The sequence below is a fragment of the Pseudomonas sp. SST3 genome, assembly GCF_003325755.1.
The window spans coordinates 26,495-47,789 of record NZ_QORI02000027.1; the positions used below are offsets into that span (position 1 = coordinate 26,495).

19 protein-coding genes and 3 pseudogenes are annotated in these 21,295 nt (G+C 56.9%); 1 reads left to right on the forward strand and 21 read right to left on the reverse strand.

Translation table 11 applies throughout. The features are described 5' to 3' along the window. Window positions 1-53 precede the first annotated feature (53 nt). From DQ405_RS20330 to DQ405_RS20410, 17 genes and pseudogenes are all read right to left on the reverse strand, one after another. Window positions 54-1,043, reverse strand: a complete 990-nt coding sequence (locus DQ405_RS20330; protein WP_168425858.1) for an amidohydrolase family protein — start codon at window positions 1,041-1,043, stop codon at window positions 54-56. A gap of 15 nt (window positions 1,044-1,058) precedes the next feature. Beyond that, a complete protein-coding gene (locus DQ405_RS20335) occupies window positions 1,059-1,409 on the reverse strand; it encodes a non-heme iron oxygenase ferredoxin subunit (RefSeq protein WP_168425859.1) in 351 nt (116 codons plus the stop codon). A gap of 52 nt (window positions 1,410-1,461) precedes the next feature. Beyond that, entirely contained in the window at window positions 1,462-2,337 is an 876-nt protein-coding gene (locus DQ405_RS20340) for an EamA family transporter (RefSeq protein WP_206678923.1), read from the reverse strand. A gap of 51 nt (window positions 2,338-2,388) precedes the next feature. Beyond that, window positions 2,389-3,207, reverse strand: coding sequence for an SDR family NAD(P)-dependent oxidoreductase (locus DQ405_RS20345; RefSeq protein WP_168425860.1), 819 nt, complete (start codon window positions 3,205-3,207; stop codon window positions 2,389-2,391). Between the two features lie 51 nt (window positions 3,208-3,258). Beyond that, window positions 3,259-4,116: a VOC family protein gene (locus DQ405_RS20350; RefSeq protein ID WP_168425861.1), complete on the reverse strand. Its 858-nt coding sequence runs from the start codon at window positions 4,114-4,116 to the stop codon at window positions 3,259-3,261. Further along, a complete protein-coding gene (locus DQ405_RS20355) occupies window positions 4,113-6,149 on the reverse strand; it encodes a TRAP transporter permease (RefSeq protein WP_241730087.1) in 2,037 nt (678 codons plus the stop codon). The genes DQ405_RS20350 and DQ405_RS20355 overlap by 4 nt, the downstream gene beginning before the upstream one ends. A gap of 51 nt (window positions 6,150-6,200) precedes the next feature. Further along, window positions 6,201-7,568: an OprO/OprP family phosphate-selective porin gene (locus tag DQ405_RS20360; RefSeq protein WP_168425862.1), complete on the reverse strand. Its 1,368-nt coding sequence runs from the start codon at window positions 7,566-7,568 to the stop codon at window positions 6,201-6,203. Between the two features lie 185 nt (window positions 7,569-7,753). Next, window positions 7,754-8,803: a TAXI family TRAP transporter solute-binding subunit gene (locus tag DQ405_RS20365; protein ID WP_168425863.1), complete on the reverse strand. Its 1,050-nt coding sequence runs from the start codon at window positions 8,801-8,803 to the stop codon at window positions 7,754-7,756. A gap of 158 nt (window positions 8,804-8,961) precedes the next feature. Then, window positions 8,962-9,495 (reverse strand): aromatic-ring-hydroxylating dioxygenase subunit beta, encoded by a 534-nt coding sequence (locus tag DQ405_RS20370; protein WP_168425864.1) that lies wholly within the window; start codon window positions 9,493-9,495, stop codon window positions 8,962-8,964. A gap of 33 nt (window positions 9,496-9,528) precedes the next feature. Then, entirely contained in the window at window positions 9,529-10,830 is a 1,302-nt protein-coding gene (locus DQ405_RS20375; RefSeq protein ID WP_168425865.1) for an aromatic ring-hydroxylating oxygenase subunit alpha, read from the reverse strand. 51 nt (window positions 10,831-10,881) lie between these two features. After that, window positions 10,882-11,712, reverse strand: coding sequence for an alpha/beta fold hydrolase (locus DQ405_RS20380; protein ID WP_168425866.1), 831 nt, complete (start codon window positions 11,710-11,712; stop codon window positions 10,882-10,884). Next, window positions 11,709-11,909, reverse strand: coding sequence for a tautomerase family protein (locus tag DQ405_RS20385; RefSeq protein ID WP_168425867.1), 201 nt, complete (start codon window positions 11,907-11,909; stop codon window positions 11,709-11,711). Before DQ405_RS20385 ends, DQ405_RS20380 begins: the two co-directional genes overlap by 4 nt. Before the next feature lie 23 nt (window positions 11,910-11,932). Then, complete coding sequence (gene dmpH / locus DQ405_RS20390) at window positions 11,933-12,727, reverse strand: 2-oxo-3-hexenedioate decarboxylase (RefSeq protein ID WP_168425868.1); 795 nt, start codon at window positions 12,725-12,727, stop codon at window positions 11,933-11,935. After that, entirely contained in the window at window positions 12,724-13,761 is a 1,038-nt protein-coding gene (gene dmpG, locus DQ405_RS20395) for a 4-hydroxy-2-oxovalerate aldolase (protein ID WP_168425869.1), read from the reverse strand. Before dmpG ends, dmpH begins: the two co-directional genes overlap by 4 nt. Before the next feature lie 10 nt (window positions 13,762-13,771). Next, a complete protein-coding gene (locus DQ405_RS20400) occupies window positions 13,772-14,710 on the reverse strand; it encodes an acetaldehyde dehydrogenase (acetylating) (protein ID WP_168425870.1) in 939 nt (312 codons plus the stop codon). 15 nt (window positions 14,711-14,725) lie between these two features. Beyond that, complete coding sequence (gene dmpE / locus DQ405_RS20405; protein WP_168425871.1) at window positions 14,726-15,511, reverse strand: 2-oxopent-4-enoate hydratase; 786 nt, start codon at window positions 15,509-15,511, stop codon at window positions 14,726-14,728. A 44-nt stretch (window positions 15,512-15,555) separates the two neighbouring features. Continuing rightward, window positions 15,556-17,015 (reverse strand): annotated as a pseudogene (locus DQ405_RS20410) (2-hydroxymuconic semialdehyde dehydrogenase). Window positions 17,016-17,470: 455 nt separating this feature from the next. Here DQ405_RS20410 and DQ405_RS20415 point away from each other — a divergent pair. Then, window positions 17,471-17,953: a MarR family winged helix-turn-helix transcriptional regulator gene (locus DQ405_RS20415; protein WP_168425872.1), complete on the forward strand. Its 483-nt coding sequence runs from the start codon at window positions 17,471-17,473 to the stop codon at window positions 17,951-17,953. 435 nt (window positions 17,954-18,388) lie between these two features. Here DQ405_RS20415 and DQ405_RS20420 read toward each other — a convergent pair. From DQ405_RS20420 to DQ405_RS20435, 4 genes and pseudogenes are all read right to left on the reverse strand, one after another. Then, window positions 18,389-19,188, reverse strand: a pseudogene (locus DQ405_RS20420) (PEP/pyruvate-binding domain-containing protein); the annotation flags it as partial. Window positions 19,189-19,317: 129 nt separating this feature from the next. Continuing rightward, window positions 19,318-19,542, reverse strand: coding sequence for a hypothetical protein (locus tag DQ405_RS20425; RefSeq protein WP_168425873.1), 225 nt, complete (start codon window positions 19,540-19,542; stop codon window positions 19,318-19,320). A gap of 256 nt (window positions 19,543-19,798) precedes the next feature. Then, window positions 19,799-20,029, reverse strand: a pseudogene (locus tag DQ405_RS20430) (IS3 family transposase); the annotation flags it as partial. Window positions 20,030-20,036: 7 nt separating this feature from the next. After that, on the reverse strand, window positions 20,037-21,295 hold a 1,259-nt coding region (locus DQ405_RS20435), incomplete at its 5' end, for an IS30 family transposase (protein WP_241730088.1).

The following is a 21,295-nucleotide window of genomic DNA, read 5'->3' on the forward strand; positions in this document are numbered from 1 at the left end:
TACTCCTTGGGCCACACGTCAGCTGGGCCGTGCTCGTTATTGCTATTCGGTAATCAATTGATCAAGCCGAGGAAACGAAGACAGTTGTCCCTCGTCAGCGCAGTCTTGTCCGCCTCACTAATGCCAAGACCTTCCAGGCGGCGTCCGGGATAAGACTCACGGATAACAAAGGGATAGTCGGTACCGATCATCAGGCGGCTTGCGCCATAGACGTCCAGCAGATAGGCGATGGCGCGCTCGCTGTAAACCAAGGTGTCGTACCAAAACGATCTGGCCTGCTGCACGGGTGACAGATGCATAGCCTCGCGTAACGCGACGCTGACCTCCCAGCCATGCTGCAAGCGTGGCAGAGTCATCGGAAAGGCTCCTCCGCCATGACTGAAGGCAACCCTGAGCCGCGGGAATCGTTCGGTAACCCCGTTGGCGAGGAAGGATACGATGCCGATGCTGTTCTCGTTCGGGAAGGCCACCAGCGGCTCCATGAGCGGCAACCCGTATAGCCGGTCCCGATTCGGGTGCAAGGCGTGTACGAACAGACACATGTCTTCTTCCTGCAGCGCCTCGAAGAACGGGTCGAAGCGACGGTCCCCCATCGCGACGCCGTTGACATTGCTTCCCACCTCGATGCCGACTAGCCCAAACTCGTACTTGAGCGAACGGACCTCACGTGCGGCACGCTCGGGGTCCTGAAGGGGAACCATTCCCAGGCCATAAAAGCGATCAGGGGCGTGACCCACCAGCTCGGCAATGGTTCCGTTCATATAACGACAAAAAGCAACCGCGTCCTCTACATCGAACCAGTAGGACAGCAGCTCCGGCATCGGTGACAGCACCTGACGTTCGATCCCTTCATCCGCCATCTCCGTCACGCGCCTGGCCCCGTCCCAGGCGTTTTCGCTCACCTCCCTGAAAGGCTTGCCACGAATCATCACGGTTCGGTGGTGACCTTCGCAGCACTGCATGCACGGCCAGCTGTGATTCGGGTCTCGACCAAGATAAGCGGGGAAATCCGCCGGCACGACATGGGTGTGGCAATCGATCATCTTAACTAGCTCCGGTTAGGTCTTGAGCTGACCTGCGTTCAGGTTGATATAGACCTTTCCATCCTCGACGCTGACGGGGTATGTCTTCAGAGGGAGAACGCAAGGAAAGTCGACGGCCTCCCCGGTCCGAATGTCGAATGTGCCGCCGTGAAAAGGGCACTCGATTATAAAATCGTCATCGACATCACCCTCGGAAAGGCTCGCCTCCCCGTGGGTGCAGGTATTGTCGGTGGCGAAAAACTTGTCCTTTACCCGATACACCGCTACAGGCGGAAGGCCCGGGGGGGCGATCTGAAAGATCTGATTGTTACCCAACGCATTGGTGTCGCAGACAAAAAAGTGCGCCATGTTTAACGAGTCAGTCATGTTACCTTCTACTCCTGTGCTGGTCAGGCGAGTCCATAGACAGTTACCAACATTACACCTGCGACGTTGCAACCGTTCCCACAACGACCTTGGTCGTAAAAATTTCATCCGCGCGAATAAAGACGTAACTCATCATCAGCACGAACAGCGGCGTCGTGGCAGCCAGCGGTGCTACGACGACAAGATCGGCATGCTGCATCGCTACATACAAGAGCACGGGTCCCAAGCTTGAGAAGAGTCCAGCCAGACCGAAATACCCCAGCTCCTTCTGGGTGCAACGGATCCGCGCAAAGCCATTGGTTGCTCCGATATAGAGACTGGCAAAAAACCAAGACGCGCTTGTGGTTACCGCCGAAGCGGTCACCGCATCGGAACCGATGTCGATCCCTATCTTTCTGAAGACCATCGAAACGCCATAAGACAGCGAGGCAATCAACGGCAGCAACAGATAGCGGCGCGGTACAGAAGACAGGCTTCCACTATTGCCCTGCCCGCCCTGCGAGCCCACAAGCACGCTTCCAGCAATAACCATCACCGCTCCAATCAGGCCCAAGTAACTCAGCCGCTCGCCCAGAAAGGCGGTCGCCAAGGCAACCGAAACCATTGGGTGCGTCAGGGTCAATGGAGTGGTTATGTTCGAGCCCAGTCTTGCCATTCCCATAAATTGGAATAAACGCCCTAGCAAAGGCGCGAACAACCCGGCCAAGACGAAGTAACGCCATTCCCACCACTGGTCGAATTGCCAGCCATACGACAGCAAACTCCAGCCCCAGAGAAACACCGCGTTGATAAGCAACGTTAGCCATAGCGCCGTCTCACTCGAAGCGCTTTTCACGCCAATGCGGACCAATACGAAGGTAAAGGCGAACATCAGCGCGGACAGCAGTGCCAGGCTGATCGCAAATATCTCTTCGCCACCGCCCGTCACAAAAGCATCCCTGTTACAACCGCAACCATCGTCCCAACAAGGCCATCAGCACTATCTTTCACCCCCGGTGACCTCTGAAATACGCATGCCGCGTTTACCCGTGTCGATCACCTCGCCAGTAATGTAGGAGGCATCAGGAGAAGCAAGGAAAGCGATCGCTGCCGCCTGTTCGTGAACCGAAGCAGGACGGTCGAACAGACCTTCCCTTGTCACGTAGTCATAGAACTGTTGATTCCATCGCTTTTCCTGGTCGGTCAATTCACGAGCCAGACGCGGCGTAGGTCGCTCTTTAACCGCGGTGTTGCCCGGCGCTACGCAATTCACCCGGATATTGTAGTCGGCCAGTTCCACTGCAAGCGCTGTGGTGAGCCCGACTACACCGGCTTTCGAGGCTGAATAGGGAATCCGGAAGATACCCATAGTCGCATTCGACCCGACGTTGACGATGCTACCCCCGTTAGCCTGCATGTATGGCACAACCGCGCGGCAACACCAGATTGGCGGCCAGAATGAGCGCTCTACCTCGGCCTTGATCTCGTCTTCGCTGTAGTGCCAGAAAGGCTTCTTCCAGATAGTCCCTCCCACGTTGTTTACCAGGACATCGATGCGGCCAAAGGCAGCCTCCGCCTGGGCCATCACACTTTGTGCCCCAGCGTAGGTTGCCAGGTCGGCAATTGCCACTGCAGCTTCGTGGCCGGCCTCACGCATGTCTTCTGCAGCAGCATGGGTGGGGGCAGCTGACTTGTCTGCCATTACTACCTGGGCGCCTTCCTGTGCTAGACGCCATGCCGTTGCCAAACCTATCCCTTGTCCAGCCCCAGTGACCACCGCAACTTTACCGACAAATCGTCTGCAATTGTGCTCGTTCACAACTTTCCCCTCACATTGGTTGGTACTGTTGCAGCCAGCTGTGCTGGCTTCTTATTCGCTGAATTCTTCGACATTTGGCCGAGCGCCCCACATACAGAACGAAGAAGGCTTCATTTCGAATTGCCGGGGTACGTGGCCGGCCTCGTCGGTGATTCGCTTCACGCCTGACGAGTATTCATAAACGCGCCGGTCTGGCCCGAGGAAATAAATGAACATCGCTGTGGAAGTTGGATGACGACCGGGACCGAAGACAATCGGAACATTTTGCTCTTGTAGGAAGTACCATGAGCGCATGACGTCATCGACACTCTCAACTTGGAAGTTGACGTGCTGTATGCCGACTTTCTCCGAGGGGAATAACGCGATTTTGTGGTGAACTTCATCAATGCGGAGCAGTGCCCCGTCGCCGATCCGGTCGCTGACCCGTGCACTTAGCAAACCGGTCCAAAATTGCAGTTCACGCTCGATATTACGGCTATGCAAACCGAAATGCCCGAATTCGGTTATCCCTGCATCTCGCGCCGGGAAATAACGCACGCCGGTCTGATGTGGCCGATAGACCAGCTCGATCTGGTTATCGTTAGGATCTTTAAATGTAATAAATGCCTCTACACAGCGCTCGTCGCATTCAGCTTCGCTTCCCCTGTGAACTCCGACCCCATGCTCAGCCAACTCTTGCTCGGCAGCTTTTAATTGATCTAGATGCCGTAATTCAAACGCAGACGCGTCGTAATCCGCATCACCCTTGATGTAGCACAAGTTGAAAGCGCTACTGTCTCCACGCAGGTAAGCGTGGGTTGCTGTTTTTTCTCTCAGTTCCAAGCCAAGAATTCCAGTGGCGAAACGCACCATTTCATCCAGATCATGGCAGCCAAGGCGTAGATAGCATATATCGTGCAATAGAATCATTGTTTAATCTCCACTGCCTTTTTTTTCAGTTTTATACAAACCCGCCGCCAGTCCCTGTCAGCCCTGAAGCGTTGATCGATCAACGGCAAAAAGCGCTTGGCCATTAGATAGCTTCCAGCGACCAGCAGAGCGACCACACCAGCCATGTCCCAGGCGGATATCGACAGCAGTCCGGCACCAATAAGCGCAACACGGACCCAGCGATTGAGGTCCCCGTGGTACCACCCTTCTGCGGCAGCCGCGAGAATGAGCACACCCACGCTCACCTTGGCGATATCGAACAAGGCGGCTTCCCAGCTACCGATCAGCAGCAGCCCTGGGTTGTAGACAAAGGCAAAAGGCAGCAGAAAGGCAACAACGCCTATCTTCGCGGCCGTCAGGGAGACCGCCATCGGGCGCTCATCGGCAATTGTGCTGGCGACATAGGCCGACACCGCCACGGGCGGGGTGATATAAGAGGCTACCGCGTAGAAAACCAAGAACAGGTGGGCCTGCATAACGGTGAGACCGGCTTCGACAAGCGCTGGTGCGACCATTACAGCCACTAGCGAGTAAACCGCAACCACAGGCATACCCATCCCGCAAATGATTGTCACCAGGGCAGCCATCAGTAGCGCCAGCAGCAGGTTCGCCTGGGCAATTCCGAAGATCAATGCCGCCAGTTTCGAGGCAAGTCCGGTGACGTTCAGTCCCAGCATCAGGATGCCCGCGCCGGCTACGGCAGCGATCAGCGGCGCCAGCGCGGTGCAGACTTCAACGCATCCCTGAATGAACTTGCTTGGTGTAATGCGTGACGACAAACTCCAACTCGCCACAATCACCGATAACAAGCCAATCGTCGCCGCCAGCGCCGGGTATACCCCGCAAGCATGTAGTAGACAAGGATGCCATGGCACGACGAAGACCCAGCCAGTGCGTACGACCGTCCATAACGTTGGGATCAGGCCGCTATCGATTTTGCCAACGTCGTGACGACACGAAAAGCAGTGGACCTGCGTATAGATCGCCGCATAGTAAAGCAGCGCAGAGGCGATAATGGAGACCATGATCGAACCGTATTCAATGCCGGTAAACTCTACCATCAGAAACACCACGGCACCCATCACCGGCGGCAGCAGCGCCCCACCGGTCGCGGCAACAGCCTCTACCGCGCCAGCATAGCGGCCCGGATATCCAGCGCGCTTCATCATTGGAATGGTGATGGAACCGGTTGTCATCACATCAGCCGCCGGGCTGCCGGAAATCATGCCGAACAGCCCGCTAGAGGTTACCGACACCTTGGCCGAGCCACCCGAGGCTCTGCCTGCAAGCAATGCCGCCAAATTGAAGAAGAATTCACCACCACCGCTTTTTTCAAGAAACTTGCCAAAAGTGACGAACAAGAAGGCATACACCGCAGCCACTTGCACCGGTGCCGAGAACAGGCCGCCATCGTGAGGCGAGACCATGAGGCCCTCGAGCAGGTAATCCCATTCCAGGCCGCGGTGGCCAAAGAAACCCGGCAAGTGCTGGCCGAACAGGCAATAGGCGATCACGAGCCAAACCACCACGGAGATACCCGGCCCGACACAGCGGCGCAGCAACTCCAAGGTAAGCACCAGATACAGCCCTGCTGCCGCCAGGTCTAAGGGCAAAAACTCGCTCAGCCCGCTGATCCACTCGTGATAGCGGTCCATCTGGGAAATGAGATACAGCCCACCAACCAAGCTCAATCCAGACAGGACGTAGTCGCCGATGGTGCTGCGATGCACGTCCGGCGCATAGCTAACCGCCAGGAACGAGATCACATACATCGGCACGACGAAGACGATGGCCAGCTCCAGCCGGCCAAACTCGCCAGCCAGTGCATACCAGACTTCGAAGATTGTCAGCGGTACCGCCAACAGGGCAAAAATTGCATATTTAGTTCGCCCCAGGGGCAGTTTGTTACCCATCTGGAACAAAAGCCAGAATGCCCTTTTGATAATCTGCATGGGATGCCTCTTTCGGCTAAGGCAGCCAATCGCTAGTTCTATACACCGGCTGGCCAGCATCGCTTGCGGGCCAACCGGCTCTACTGGCCGAATGACTGTCGGTTTTTTTAATTAGAATTCGAGCTGAGCGCGGGCTTGCACAAAGCTCGGCTTATCGCCGTCAAAAGGTCCACCGTCCAGCTTCAACACGTTACCGTATTCCATGGAGAAGCGCAGGCGTTGCTGCGGGAACCAATTTACCCCCAAAATCAGCATGTCCATTTCGCCTCCATCGATACTGCCGTCGCTCAGATCGAGCGTGCTGTAACCCGCCGCCAGCTGCCAGGCGCCGATGCCCCCTTGGCTGAGACCTTTTGCTGGAGTGGTCGCTCCAAATACGTTGTTTTTGGAGTCATAGGCTCGCGCCTCACCTGTAAGCATATAGCCGGCCATTACATACCCCCCAGTAAACACTGGCTCCTCTCCATTGGCAGCACCCCCGTTGATCGAGTCGTGTTTCTGCCGCAGGTATTCAGACCAGAGTTCGAAAGGGCCATTTTGGTAAAGGCCATGCACCCCCACGGCAGTGAAACCGTCCGAGATAAACCCGCCCGTATCGATCGGACGGAACGAACTGATATCGGTTTGAGGGCGCGCGCGCAGGCGTTTTGCATCAGAGTCATTTGAGGACTGATGACGCATGGAAACTCCAAGGCTCAGGACGTGCTGTTTTTCTTGAATCGGGTTTATATTGAATTGAGTGGCCACGTCCACTGCGTCGTCCCTGTTGACATCCGTGGCACGGCTACCAAGCGGGTCCTGAGCCACAGCGAAACTCCAGCGCCAATTGGAACCGATCAAATCTTCACGTATCCCTACGCGCCGTGCCCCAGCGCCAAGCATGGCGGTTGGAGGAGTTAGTTCCATGAACAACTTATATTTGCCGCTTTGCTGACTCTCTAAGCCGAAGGGCTGGAACTGATTGCCAAGAAGTATATTTAGCTCTTTGCCGGCTGGCTTAAAACCGTGATAGCCGATTTTTGCATCTTTGACACCGCCCTCGCCGTCGCCCGTGAAGTCATACTGGAACACATAGGACCAGTCCCTGTACATGGTCCCGCTGGCTTCCAGACGGACATCCCGAAACGCGGAACCGCTACCCATAGGGGACTCGTCGGCGTCATACCAAGCCGTATCCAACAGAAGACGGCCACCAAGTCGGAAGGTGAAGTTTCCGTCCTCGGTCGCCAGTTGCATGCGGCCACCGCGTTCTTCGATTTTGACGCTATGGGGATTAGGCTTATTGCTTTCCTTCAGGGCCTCGGCTTCCGCCTTGAGCCCTTCCAATGCCTGCTCAAGAGCCCGTACTCGATCAGCGAGCTCTTGCTCGGCTGGCGCCGCTTGTATGGACCCTGTCGCCAACAAGCAGCCGAAGGCGAGCGCCGTGGTGGCACGCGAGCCAAGGGGATTGGTGCCTTTGCGGGGGGTGTTAGTGCTCATGATCAGTTCCTATTATCTTTGTTATTGAAAAGTCATCTTATTTCAGTTTGCCGGCAGCTTGACGCCATCATCCTTTAGGAAAAGACGGGCCACTGGACTTTCTTTTGTAGCTATTCCTCAATCGCCGGTGCGGCTGGCATGGTTGAACAGAAGCGATCGTGCCCGCTGACAAGGCGGCGCTCCTATTATTTGATCAAGCCGACCTCACGATAAAACGCCTCAGCCCCCGGGTGCAGTTTCAGGTCGCCAAGATCTGCCAGGCGTTCACGACTCGCAAGGGACAATGCCGGATGCAGCGAGCGGTAATGTTCCATCTGGTCGTACATGGACTTGGCTAATTTGTAGGCATCATCGAAGCTGGCTTCCGGGCCGGCCACAATGACGAAACTTGTAAAAGGTACGTGCAGGTCTTCCTTCTGAAAGCTGTAAGAACCGGCAGGAATCACGCCGGTCTTCACGCCCAGCTCCTTGGCAACGTGCTCAGCAAGCTCTTTGGAAAGCGGGACAAAAGCGATATCCAACACGCTTCCCAACTCAACGATGGCACCTGCTGGGGTCGCCCCGCCGGTGATGACCACATCCAGACGCCCATCGCGCATCAGGTCATTGGACGCACCTGTCGGTTGTGCCACTAAGCTGCTGCCCCAACTTTCGATATCTTGCATGGTGACGTCGTAGTACGACAACAGCGCACGAACATGCTCGCGGGCCCACAAATTGCCCGGCTGGTTGACCGAGACCCGCATAGGGACTTTATTCCTGATCAAATCATCGAAGCTCTTGACGCCGTGCTCGTCGAGAAATTCTTTTCGAGCGTAGACCGCGAGGGCGAAGACGTCAGGGGCACCGTTCGCCACGCCGGTGATGATGCCTTCCTTGTATTTCTCTCTGAAGGGGGCCCGCCCTTCATAAGCCATTGCCGGTTCAACCAGACTTTCCAGGGCGAAGGGACGGCGACCGTTACGCAGGTACTCCAGCGCTCCTGCCGGGTTTCCGGGCTCATAGATTATGCTGGAGCCGGGGTAACTTCGACGCACAGCATCAATTACCCCCTCACCGAACACCGAAACCTGCCCACCGGAGGAATACCCGGCGATGGTCACATTAACGGGCCCGTCTTTCACTTCCGGCGTGGCGGCGGCGGACACCCCTGCACTCACAAACGCGGCCATTGCTGACGCCAGCAACAGCTGGTGTCTGACTTTACGAGTAAGCCGTAGAACGGTGGCTAACATGATCATTCTCCATTGTTTTTGTTTTTCAGTTAGTTTCGCGCTTCATCATTCACTACTTCTGAGGAAGTCCGCTCCAGGGCGGTTATCAACCAGCCTCTCTTTCTGCTACTGACGCGCTCGCGGTCCTGCGTCCTGCGAACCGCCATATCCCTTCCTTCTTAAACAAGGAACGTCAGGTTTGGCATTGCTTCGTCGTTATTCAGCAACATAACCTTCTTGCGGTGGATACGGAAACCGTTGGGTTCCTTTTTTAGCCGATATAAGCATTTCCCAAACCAGATGTTCTGGATCCCCACACGCATTTCGCCAAGTACAAAGGAGGCGGAAACGTCCAATTCGTCACCCTCAACCTTCAGCGGAACGATGCCAGAGACAGTGCGGACAAGCTTGGCGCGTGGCCGATAGGCATGGGCGGTCTTATCTTTCAGACGCATCATCCGCTCGGCCAGGTTCCGACGGTTATCGTAGATTATTGCGATGCCGGTGGTGGGATCTTGGTCATCGTCATTACAGGGCACCCAGTAAAGAATGTCGTCGTCGTCAGTCCAGAGCGACATCCAGGTATCATATTCATGCTCATCCATCAGGGCGGCTTCATAGGCGAGGAAGCGCTCAAGACGGAGCTGAGTCTCAATATCTAGGATGCCGGTGCCCAATGCCTCGGGGCTCGCTTCTACAATTTGTCTTGCCATTATTTTCTCTCCACGTTGGATGTCGCCGCCGCCTCAACGAGCGGTCATTAGCCGCTTCCATTCCTGCATCTGCGCACGTTGGGTGATTTCGTCACTGATGCAGCCCGCCACGCTACTGTCCTCGTCAACCTGCTCACGCCGAATGCCTCGGCCCAGCAGGATCCAAGGTTCAGCATCGGCTAGCAGACCTCGCTGGGTCCGCTCGAAGATTTCAGCGTCGTCCGGCGAGCCGGCGGCGGCCGGGCCGTAGAACGCCTCGTGAGCGCGCAGGCGCTTTTCATTGATGCTCTGGCCGACACCCTTGAGGAACACCGGGTACATAAGCACCTCGGTCTCGCCGGGGCTGATCGGAATCACCACCCGGACATGGTCGTGGATGAGCTGGAGATTAGGGAAAATGCCTAGATGAGGATCGCCATGCCAGGCAATTAGTTCTTGGGCGCGCTCCTGGCCATAGGCAGCGACCATGTCTTCTACATACTTGCGGCCTTCGTCCGTGTGGTTAAGCTCTTCAATGGCCGCTACCCCGTGGGGACGGCGCTGTTCGCGGAAATCCAGGCAGGCATGCCCATGTGGAAAGCCCCGGGTACGACTCTTCGAGGCATCGGCAAACGGATCCTCCAAATGTATTGCCCCGACAGCCGACCCTGTTGTGCTCTCGCGCTTACTAAAGATCTTGAACACCGACATATGAACATAATGTGGGTGATAGCCATCCATGCCGACTTGCTTCCAGTTGCCACGGTACATAGTTTTGTTTACGACCCCGGGCTTGACCTCCAACTCGCCCGTCGGCGAGGAATCGACCATGATGTCAAAGTATTGCTTAGTCGGTCCCAGGTACTCATCAAGCGACATGCCGTGCTCAGCCAGGCTGGCAAACACGAAGCCGCGGTAACTCCCAATGCGCGCCACCTTTGCCAAGCTGTACTGCTCAGGCTTGAAATCTTCATCGTAGGCTTCCGGCCCAGTGACGCCAACAAGGTCGCCGGTCGTATCGTAGGTCCAGCCGTGATACCAGCACTGAAAGCGTTTCGCATTGCCGCGCGCGGCTTCACATACCTGCGCCCCTCGATGGCGGCAGCGGTTGATCAATAGCTGTACTTCACCTTTTTCGTTACGGGTTGCAATGATCGGATAGCGACCGAGCTGGATACGCTTGAAATCACCGAAGTTCGGGATTTCGCTTTCATGTAGCGCAAAAAGCCAGGTGCGATGAAAGATACGCTCCATCTCATCCTGAAATATTTGCTCGTCCGTGAAGATCGCGCTATGTACGCGATCCTCTTGGACCAGGGCACCGTAATCACGACTGGATGCAATCAGGGTTGTCATTTTAGTTGCCTCTTGTTGGTTGCATGCCGCTTACGGCAAGTAAAATCTTAATTATTCGCTCAGGAAATCATTGACCAATTCGTTGAAACGAGCGGCATGTTCGATCTGAGTCCAGTGACCACAACGACCGAACATATGGAGTTGCGCCCGTTCGATCAGCTCAAACAGCCTTTTCGAGGTCACCGGTGGAACGATCCGGTCTTCGCGGCCATGCAGGATCAGTGTTTCCTTATCAATTGCCCGAATGTCGGCTTCCGGGCTTGCCAGGGCGTCGACCCAGCGTTGACGGGGGGCGGGGAACATCTGCGAAAAAGCTTCCTGGTAGCCTGGGCGAATGCTTGCACCATAACGCAACTCGGCCAGTTCATTGCTGATCAATGCCTTGTCATACGCGAAGCTGTCCATCAGACGGCGCATGCCTTCGACGGAGGGCGTGTAACCCCAGACTTCGTCCAAGCCAGGAGTAAGTTCGAACTGCACACCAGCTGCGCCCATCAACACTAAGCGTCTTACCCGGTGCGGATATCGGATGGCCATTGCCAGCGCCAATGCCCCTCCGTAGGAGTTGCCAACCACATCAGCCTGCTCAATACCCAAGGCGTCAAGGAAATCGATGCCGTGCTTGACCCAGGTGTCGAGGTTGTACTGAATGCCTTTAGGACGTTCCGTATAGCCGAAACCCACCATATCAGGCGCCACGACGCGACGTACCTGCGCCAATACCTGAATATTCAGTCGCCAGTTTGCCCATGCCGTGACGCCGGGTCCCGAGCCATGCAAGAGCAGAAGCGGAGTGCCGCTGCCCTGTCCGGCGTCGTGATAATTGGTATTGATGCCGCCTGCGTCGATCTCCAGCCCGATTTCAGGATTTTCCTTGCTCATTTTCCCTCTCCGTCACGCTTGGCCATCGACTGTCCCGCTGCGCCCCAATGAGTCTTCGGCATTTCCTGTATCAGTACACGTACCGCTTCCGGCTTGACCGATAGGGTTTGAATGACGGTTGCGGTCAAATCTCGAATCAGTTGTTCCTTCAGTTCGGCGGAGCGACCTTCGACAATACTGACTTGTAATAAAGGCATGGCTGTTCACCTTTTTATTGTAGTTACTCGAAACGCATCGACACAGAACCGAGCCCTTGATAACGGACGGTGATGCTGTCGCCGGGCGCTGTAGAAATGGCAGCTGTAATGCCGCCGGTCATGATGAACGTGCCGGCCGGAATGTACTCGTCGCGCTCGGCCAGCAGGTTGGCCAGCATGGCCACGCTAGACGCCGGGTGCCCTAGAACGGCGGCACCGGCACCGACCTCGACGACCTGTCCATTTTTCTCCACTACCACGCCCAAAGTGCGAAGGTCCAGATCGGCAACGTCTGCCATTTGACCGCCGACAACGAAACGCGTCGAGGAGGCGTTATCAGCTACAACGCTGATAAGATCGAATTGGAAATTTTCGTAGCGCGAGTCGATGACTTCGACTGTCGGAACTACGAAGTCGGTAGCTGCCAGCACTTGACCAACGTGGCAGCCTGGGCCGCGCAGTGGCGCCTTGGTGACGAAGGCTATCTCAGCTTCGATCTTCGGATGGATCAGCTTTGAGCAGTCGATCACGCCGCCATCATCCACGCTGAAGTAGTCGGCGAGAAAGCCATAGATTGGGGTTTCCACGCCCATCTGAGCCATCTTCGCCCAAGACGTTAGCCCCATCTTCATTCCGACAATCCTGCTGCCACGCGCTTCCTTGCGTCGCCGGATTTCCCATTGCACGTCATAAGCGTCGGCAAAAGTCATGTCCGGCAGCTCTTTGGTCACCTTGCAGACCTCGCGGGCATCCAGCTCCGCACTTTCGAGGTGATCGGCAAGCGCTGCAACTTGCTCGGCACTCAGGGTACGGCTCATACGCTTTGCTCCTTCCGGGCTGCGAGAAGATCCAGGGCAACGTCAACGATCATGTCTTCCTGACCGCCGACCATGCGCCGCCGCCCCAGCTCCACGAGAATGTCCACGGTCTTCAGGCCGTACTTCTGCGCGGCCACTTCCGAGTGCCGCAGAAAACTGGAATAGACGCCGGCATACCCCAGCGCCAGCGTCTCGCGATCTACGCGCACCGGCCGGTCCTGAAGTGGCCGGACGATGTCGTCGGCTGCATCCATGAGGGTATAAAGGTCGGTGCCGTGTTCCCACCCCAGGCGCTCGGCGGCCGCAATGAAAACTTCAAGCGGTGCGTTACCCGCACCCGCCCCCATTCCGGCCAGGCTGGCGTCGATCCGATCGCAGCCCTCTTCTACCGCGACGATCGAGTTCGCCACGCCGAGCGACAGGTTATGATGGGCATGCATGCCAGTTTCGGTTTCTGGCTTGAGCACATCCTTTAGCGCACGGAAGCGTGCCCGAACATCGTTCATGTTCAGCGCACCGCCAGAATCGACGACATAGATGCACGTGGCTCCGTAGCCTTCCATCAATTTAGCCTGCTGTGCCAGGTGCTCAGGCTCGGTCATGTGGCTCATCATCAAGAAACCTACGGCGTTCATACCGAGCTCACGGGCGTATTCGATATGCTGCTTCGAGACATCAGCCTCGGTGCAGTGAGTCGCTACGCGGACGATGCGTGCGCCAGCGTTATAGGCGGCTTTCAGGTCATGTACCGTACCGATGCCAGGCAACAGAAGGGTGGCGATCTGAGCATTACTAATGACATCGTTCACCGCCTCGATCCATTCGAGGTCAGTATGGGCACCGAAGCCATAATTGAAACTCGACCCTTGCAGGCCGTCGCCGTGGGCCACTTCGATGCTATCGACCCTGGCCTTGTCGAGTGCGCGAGCGATCGCCTGTACGTTCTTAACAGAGTATTGGTGACGGATCGCATGGCTACCGTCGCGCAGCGTCACGTCGGAAATATAGAGCTTCTTGCCGGGATTGAAAGTCATTGCGGTCTCCTCAAGCCTTGAGCATGGATTGCGCCATGCGTTCGGCAGTGGCGAGCGCGGCGGAAGTCATGATGTCGAGATTGCCGGCGTACGCTGGCAAGTAGTGGGCGGCACCCTCGACTTCGAGAAAGATCGATGTCTTCAAGCCGGAGAACTGGCCAAGCCCCGGCACGTTCAGCGGCGCAGATTCCGGAATGACATCGAACTGCACCTGCTGCTTGAGACGGTAGCCCGGTACATACGCCTGTACCGCGGCGACCATCTCTTCGACTGACGCTGCCACGGCAGTCTGATCGACCATCTCGGACAGGGCGTACACCGTGTCGCGCATGATTAGCGGGGGCTCGGCCGGGTTCATGACGATGATCGCCTTGCCTTTTGTGGCCCCGCCGATCACTTCAATTGCCTTAGAAGTAGTTTCTGTAAATTCGTCGATGTTGGCCCGAGTGCCCGGCCCCGCGGACTTACTCGCAATCGAGGCGATGATTTCGGCGTAATGAACCTTGGCAACGCGTGACACCGCTGCAACCATCGGGATGGTGGCCTGCCCACCACAAGTGACCATGTTCACGTTCAGCTTGCCCAGATGCTCTTCCAGATTCACCACCGGTACACAGTACGGCCCGATGGCCGCCGGAGTGAGATCGATCAAGCGAATGCTCGGCTTGGCTGCCCGGAGGATCGCTTCGTTTTGGACATGAGCTCCAGCCGACGTAGCGTCGAAAACGAAGTCGATATCGGCGAACTCGGGCAGGCGCATCAGCCCTTGTACGCCCTCATGGGTGGTTGCCACGCCCATACGGGCCGCGCGGGCCAAACCATCGGATTCGGGATCAATGCCGACCATGGCGGCCATTTCCAAGCATTCCGAATTGCGCATGATTTTTATCATCAGATCGGTCCCGATGTTGCCAGAACCCACGATCGCTGCTTTCAATTTTTTGTTCATTGTCCCCTCGCCTGTTCAGGTGAAACGCACTGAGGCGCCGCCGACACCACCGATGTCTACTCGCATGAAATCCCCTGCTTTCACCGGCTCGAGCGGGACCAGGGAACCGGAAAGAATCACTTCACCCGCCTTGAGGGAAATTCCGAAGCGACCAAGCGTATTGGCCAGCCAAGCCACGCAGTTGACTGGTGAGCCGAGCGCGGCAGCCCCGGCGCCGGTACTGATGATGCTGCCGTTTTTTTCCACAACCATGCCGCAGGTGACGAGGTCAACTTTGCGCGGCGATACGGCCTGATCGCCAAGCACGAAAAAACCGCATGAAGCGTTGTCCGCAACGGTGTCTTGGATCCGGATTTTCCAGTCACTTATGCGCGAATCGACGACTTCGAAGCATGGAATCACGCACTCGGTGGCCGCCAGCACGTCGGCGTTGGTGATACCCGGGCCGACTAGATCCTTTTTGAGAATGAAGGCGATCTCGCCCTCCGCTTTCGGCTGTATCAACAGCTCACTGATGGGCATCGCTTCGCCGCTGCTGAATACCATGGCATCGGTGAGATAGCCAAAGTCCGGCTGATGAACATTAAGCATGTTCTGCACGGCTTTGCTGGTGACGCCGATTTTTTTGCCGATGACCCGCTCGCCATCGGCTAGGCGACGCTCGAGCATGCGCAGCGAGACATGGTAGGCATCCTCCAGCGTGATGGTAGGATCGCGCTCGGTCAGCGGCGCCACGGCAACGCGGTTGCGCATTGCCGTGTAAAGTTCATCGCCGTACAGGTTGATCTTGTTATTTTCCATTCCAGCTTCCTTTAATTCGCCGTGCGAGTCAGCAGTGCACGCGCTCACAATTTGATGCAGATATTGGAAAGCTCGCTATAAAACTCGAGCCCGTGTACACCACCTTCTCGGCCGATACCCGATTGCTTACTGCCGCCAAAAGGCGTGCGCAGATCCCGTAGAAACCAGCTATTAACCCAGCACACCCCCACTTCGATTTGCGGAGCAACACGATGGGCACGCGATAGGTTCTCGGTCCAGATCGCCGCAGCCAGGCCGTATGGGGTGTCGTTGACCAGTCGGACCGCCTCTTCTTCGGTGTCGAAGGGACAGATGTGGCAACAAGGGCCAAAAATCTCTTCACGGATGACGGCGGAATGTTCCGGCAAGCCAGTCCATATGGTCGGCTGCACCCAGGCACCACTGCTTAGTGCCGCAGGCATCTCCGGTACGCCACCACCGGTGACGATAGTTGCGCCGTCTTCCCGTGCCTTATCGTAGTAGGAGAGCACCTTGTTGCGGTGTTCTTGGCTGATCAGTGGCCCGAAGCTCACACAAGGCTCTTCCCACCAACCCATCTGCAGCTGCTCGGCGCTTTCTTTCAACCGTTGAACGAAGACTTCAAAAATCGGACGCTCGACATAGACGCGCTCGGTACCAAGGCAAACCTGCCCGCAATTGGCAAATGCGGAGCGCATGGTGCCTTCGATCGCTTTATCCAGGTCGGCATCGGCAAAGACGACCGCCGCGTTCTTTCCGCCAAGCTCGAATGACACCGGCAGCATGAAATCGGCAGCCGCCTTCATGATGGCCGTGCCTGTGCGAGTCTCGCCAGTGAAGGTAATGCCGTTAATGCCGGGGTGGCGCGTCAGCAGCTCGCCGGCCGAATCCTGACCGAAGCCGTGGATCACGTTATAAACCCCCTTGGGAATGCCTGCGGCATTCATGACTTCGCCTAGCAAGGCGGCGGTGTGCGGCGTCTCTTCCGAAGGCTTGACAACGACGGTATTGCCACAGGCAAGAGCCGGGCCGACCTTCCAGGTCATCAGCAGCAAAGGCAGGTTCCAGGGCGCGATGACAGCGATAACCCCCCTCGGCCTCCGCGTCGCGTAGTTCAGGGCGCCCAAGCCGTCCGGCGTGTCCATTGCGAAACTTTCGGTCGGCACGTTCTTCACGAGGTCGGCGAAGACTTTGAAGTTTGCCGCGCGCGCGGAATGTCGATGTGGGAGGCGAGTGACTTCGGCTTACCTGTATCCAGGCATTCTGCCTCGAGGAATTCCTCAAACCGAGCGGTGATGCCGTCGGCGACTTTGTGCAGCAGGGCCATGCGCTCGGCAACCGGCATACACCCCCACTCGCCTGCTAACGCCACTTGGGCAGCCGCGACGGCGGCATCGACCTCGAATTGTCCAGCTTCGTGCACCGTAGCCACTAGCTCGCCGTTCGCAGGGTTTATATCCTCAAACGTACGACCATTGTGCGAAGCGACGTACTCGCCATTAATGAAATGCCGAATCTCGCGCATCTACCCACTCCTTCTATCAGTGGCCTGCATACAGGCGCTTCTTATATAGCGAGATTCGCTCTCACGTTTTTCTTAGCGCAAGTCTAGATACCTAAAGCCGTTCCCGCAATCGTGGGTCGCTGCTCGCTTCCACCGCACCTTGCCACTGGCTGAGGACCAGTGAAACCGGAAAGTTCTATATCTAAGTTAGGGATCTAAGATACTATTCGTTCTGATCCTGTCAAGTCCCTCGAAAAATCGGTTCGACTAAATGATTAATGTTCTGTTGACGACGCTGAAGCCGTACGGCAGGACGGGCCTTTTTCAGCGCATAGACCGTCCTACCGAGGAGCTCAAACTTCAGAGTACGCTCGGCCGATGCGGGACAGCTGCACGCCTAAGAGCAAAGCGAGAGCACATGCCAGGCGCACTTCCACCCTACGCAAACCCATCTTCCGACTAAGAAAACAAAACGAATGAAACAAGACCATACGGCGCAGCGGGTACTGCGGCACTGGCGTGAAGAGGTTCCCAACGATCGCCTGGCGCACCTCATCAGAGACGCTGCAAGGGTGTTGACAAAAAGCTTGCAACTTCGCTTGTCACAACACTCTGTCAGCTTTGGCCATTGGTCGTTCCTCCGTGTGCTCTGGGTTCAGGACGGGCTCACCCAGCGTGAACTCAGCGAAGAAGTCGGGCTGATGGAGCCGACCACCTTTGCTGCGCTCAAAGCGATGGAGACCAATGGGCTCATCGAGCGTCGCTTCCAAGACGGCAATCGGAAGAAGATTTATATCTACCTGACGCCGAAGGGCCATTCCCTAAAGTCGGTCCTGATTCCGATCGCGGAGGAATTAAATGGGATTGCCGTCAGAGGGCTATCCAACAGCGAGGTTGAGATTGTAAAGCGCGCAATGCTTGCTGTAATTGAAAACCTAGTAGACGCAGGGGGGGTCTAGCAGCCTGTCGGACTAACCCCGTTCTGATGGGATAATAACCGCACGCTAACCGAAACGAGTCCGAAAAATGAATCGCTTTCGCCCCGTTGACCGCCAGGCAGGCTACCTGTTTCTGCCCCCGGTCGATGAGTGGCTTCCGGAAAACCGTCTCACCCGGTTTATCGTCGAGGTTGTGGACGGGCTGGATATCAGCTCTGAAGAAGGCCTACACCGGTCGCGGCAGCGCGGCGGCGAGTTCTCGAGCCGCAAGATTGAGCGGGCCACTTATGACTCGGTCGCCTTTCGCTTCATTGCTACCGGCACGCACGACCATGACACGCTGGCAACTTCGCGGACACTTTCTCGACGAGTTGGCGAGTCTGTTCGTGTAAGTGCTGGCGATGCGTGTGAAACACTCCTTAAGCAAGGCACCGTCAGGCTGAATGGGGTAGAGCCGTCGAACCCCAGTTCATTTTCGAAGAACAGGGCAGTCGCCCTCGGCGCTGGTCACGGTAACGCCCTGGCCGTCCTGCAGCTGCTCGGTCGCATTGCCGCCGCCAATGACCGCGGGATGCCCAGCTCGGGCGATTATGGCCGCATGGCAGATACGGCCGCCACGGTTGGTGGCGATGGCGCTGACGCGCTTCTTCACCGGCTCCCGTCCGGGTCGGTCATGTCGGGCACCGGCACGTCGCCCGGCTGAACCTTGTCCGTCGGACACGTCGTGGATGATCTACACCGGACCGGCGCCGATGCGCTGACCGATAGCGCGCCCTCCGATCAGGACCGTGCCTTTTTCTTTGAGCAGGTGGCTCTTAGGGTGTATCAGGACGCGCCTGGACGATGTAGAGCTGGCCGCGATCGCCGCCTTTGGCACATTCGATTTACATCGGACGACCGTAGTGCTTCTCAATGGTGATAGCATGCCTGGCAAGATTAGGGCTTCGGCATCCGGCAGGCAGAAACGCATGCGCTCGGGCCTGGTCGACATCCACGGTCTTTACCGATTTACCGTCGCTGGCTTCTTCTCCATAGACCACCTTGATTGCCTTGTTGCCCAGGTTGCGGCGCAGGATGGCAGGGCGTCCGGCTTCTATGGTGTGCTTGTGGCCATAGAATTCGTCGGGTTTCACCGCGCCCTGCATGGCGGCCTCGCCCAACCCGTAGACACCGGTGAAGATGTGGACAGTAACATCGAGCGCAAGCACGATTTCAGGGGCTGCCCTGCTACCCCTACCTCGCCTATTTTGCGATGCCAGACGCGACGCTCATGCAGTAGATCGCCATCGTCTGCCGTATGCGGGTGGCTGAACACCAGCTGCGCCCCGCCTGTATCGGCGAACAATAGATGACCTTCGAAACCATATATCTGCGCCGCCAGTTCACTATGAGCGCCCAGCAACGCCTGCAGCTGCGGGCGCAAGGCATCGAAGCTTGGAAAGGTCGCCGAGAACCTCCAGCAGGCTACGGCTGGCATGCAGCTTCTCTTCCAGCGCATGGCTGTCAAGCTGATCGAAGTGATGCTGGCTCAACTGCTTGAAGAGAAAGCCCGCAGCACCGAGCACACCGGTCACCGCCAGCATGAACATCACGCAAATGTGTTTGCGCATCGGAACGTAGCTGAGCTTGAAGCTCGCTATCAAAAAAATTATGAGGAAATATCGGGAGAAGGACCAAGAGGTTTTCCCGCGGCTCCTGTCGCACCTGGTCCTTGCCTTGACCTGTAAGGCGTGTGACGTGCTGGGAGAGCTTTACATGGCCCTTGATGCCGGTAGTGCTCGGCTTGGCCAGTTCTACACGCCTGCAGCGATTACGGACGTCCTTAGCAGGCTGGCGAGTCCTAACGCAGAGCAATTGCGCCGGGTTCTACCCCATTTCCACGGACGGTTTTGAAAGGGCTGAAAATTTCTGATGTTGCCGGGCGACTCTACGGCGCATTCTTGGGTTGTGGAACCGTTCGATGTAATCAAACAGGTCTGCTCGCGCCTCATCACGTGTCCGATAGGATTGATGAGCGACACGCTCCCGCTTGAGCACTCCGAAAAACCCTTCTCAGGCCGCGTTATCTCCGCAATGTTCGACAGCACTCATGCTGCAGGCGGATTCAACCGGTCGTCGCAACACTGGATTGTTGAATAGATTTGAGATACTCGTTCAGCGTCTCGGCAGGTGTTTTCCAGCCGAGTGTTTTTCGGGGTCTCGTGTTTAGCGCATGGGCTACGGCTTGGATCTCTTGGGCACTCCAACGAGACAGGTCAGTGCCTTTCGGGAAGTATTGCCGCAGAAGGTCGTTCGTATTCTCGTTCGTGCCGCGCTGCCATGGACTGTGAGGGTCGGCAAAGAAGACTTTCACTCCTGACTCGATAGTAAAACGGGCGTGGTCCGATAGCTCCTCCCCACGATCCCAGGTCAATGATTGCCACAGCTGCATGGGCAGGCCAGTCACGGTCTTCTTCAGTGCATTAGCCATCGTGACAGCGCCGTAGCCGGCAAGTGCGGGGCCGTTCTTTGTCTGGGGAATTAGCCCATAGCCTTCTTCACGGGGTAGGTGGACGAGCATGGTGAAACGAGTTGACCGCTCGACCAGAGTCCCTATCGCGGAACGGTTCAGGCCGATGATCAGGTCACCCTCCCAATGCCCTGGTACGGCGCGATCTTCTACCTCAGCAGGGCGGCTGGAGATCATGACACCCTCGCTGACATGGGCCCACGCTTTGGCTTGTGCCCTGGCTCTCGGTACGCGCAACGCCCGCCCAGTGCGCAGACAGCTCACCAACTCACGCTTGAGAGCACCTCGCCCCTGAATGTAGAGCGCCTGATATATGGCTTCGTGAGAGATGCGCATGGATTCGTCATCCGGGAAGTCGATCCGTAGCCGGTTAGCAATCTGTTCGGGCGACCAGCCATTAACCCATTTGCGGTCACCACGGTGTGGTTTATTTCGGCCCTTGAACGGCGCTTGTCGAGGCCCGGTAATCTCACGACCATCAGCGCCATGAACCTTGCCCTCCAGACGATCTTGCACGTAGTGGCGCAGACGCAGGTTAGTCACCAGTTTCGCCGGCTTCGGTCTCTTGGCAACTAGTTCCGCCTTCCACTGTGCGACTGAAGCGCGATACTCGAGCAGGCCGCCGCGAGTCGCAGCATTACGCGTCAGCTCCCGGGAAACTGTCGATGGATTTCGCCCAAGACGGCGAGCAATCTCTCGCACGCCAACACCTTGCGCACGGAGCAGCCCAATGTCTTCTCGCTCCGCGAACGACAAGTACCTTTCGGATATGTGGTTAGACATGAACAATGGCATCCCGCCGCGATGACGGAACCAGCGTGTGCCTACCGCTGACGATACGCCAACGGACTCAG

What these genes read in the sequence shown, in the direction of transcription:
- DQ405_RS20355 (WP_241730087.1), bottom strand. Translation starts at nt 6,149, where the DNA reads ATGCTGGCCAGCCGGTGTATAGAACTAGCGATTGGCTGCCTTAGCCGA.
- DQ405_RS20385 (WP_168425867.1), bottom strand. Translation starts at nt 11,909, where the DNA reads ATGCCTTTATTACAAGTCAGTATTGTCGAAGGTCGCTCCGCCGAACTG.
- DQ405_RS20350 (WP_168425861.1), bottom strand. Translation starts at nt 4,116, where the DNA reads ATGATTCTATTGCACGATATATGCTATCTACGCCTTGGCTGCCATGAT.
- DQ405_RS20365 (WP_168425863.1), bottom strand. Translation starts at nt 8,803, where the DNA reads ATGTTAGCCACCGTTCTACGGCTTACTCGTAAAGTCAGACACCAGCTG.
- DQ405_RS20425 (WP_168425873.1), bottom strand. Translation starts at nt 19,542, where the DNA reads ATGCGCAAACACATTTGCGTGATGTTCATGCTGGCGGTGACCGGTGTG.
- DQ405_RS20415 (WP_168425872.1), top strand. Translation starts at nt 17,471, where the DNA reads ATGAAACAAGACCATACGGCGCAGCGGGTACTGCGGCACTGGCGTGAA.
- dmpE (WP_168425871.1), bottom strand. Translation starts at nt 15,511, where the DNA reads ATGGAAAATAACAAGATCAACCTGTACGGCGATGAACTTTACACGGCA.
- DQ405_RS20335 (WP_168425859.1), bottom strand. Translation starts at nt 1,409, where the DNA reads ATGACTGACTCGTTAAACATGGCGCACTTTTTTGTCTGCGACACCAAT.
- DQ405_RS20400 (WP_168425870.1), bottom strand. Translation starts at nt 14,710, where the DNA reads ATGAACAAAAAATTGAAAGCAGCGATCGTGGGTTCTGGCAACATCGGG.
- DQ405_RS20380 (WP_168425866.1), bottom strand. Translation starts at nt 11,712, where the DNA reads ATGAGCAAGGAAAATCCTGAAATCGGGCTGGAGATCGACGCAGGCGGC.
- dmpG (WP_168425869.1), bottom strand. Translation starts at nt 13,761, where the DNA reads ATGACTTTCAATCCCGGCAAGAAGCTCTATATTTCCGACGTGACGCTG.
- DQ405_RS20375 (WP_168425865.1), bottom strand. Translation starts at nt 10,830, where the DNA reads ATGACAACCCTGATTGCATCCAGTCGTGATTACGGTGCCCTGGTCCAA.
- DQ405_RS20360 (WP_168425862.1), bottom strand. Translation starts at nt 7,568, where the DNA reads ATGAGCACTAACACCCCCCGCAAAGGCACCAATCCCCTTGGCTCGCGT.
- dmpH (WP_168425868.1), bottom strand. Translation starts at nt 12,727, where the DNA reads ATGAGCCGTACCCTGAGTGCCGAGCAAGTTGCAGCGCTTGCCGATCAC.
- DQ405_RS20370 (WP_168425864.1), bottom strand. Translation starts at nt 9,495, where the DNA reads ATGGCAAGACAAATTGTAGAAGCGAGCCCCGAGGCATTGGGCACCGGC.
- DQ405_RS20330 (WP_168425858.1), bottom strand. Translation starts at nt 1,043, where the DNA reads ATGATCGATTGCCACACCCATGTCGTGCCGGCGGATTTCCCCGCTTAT.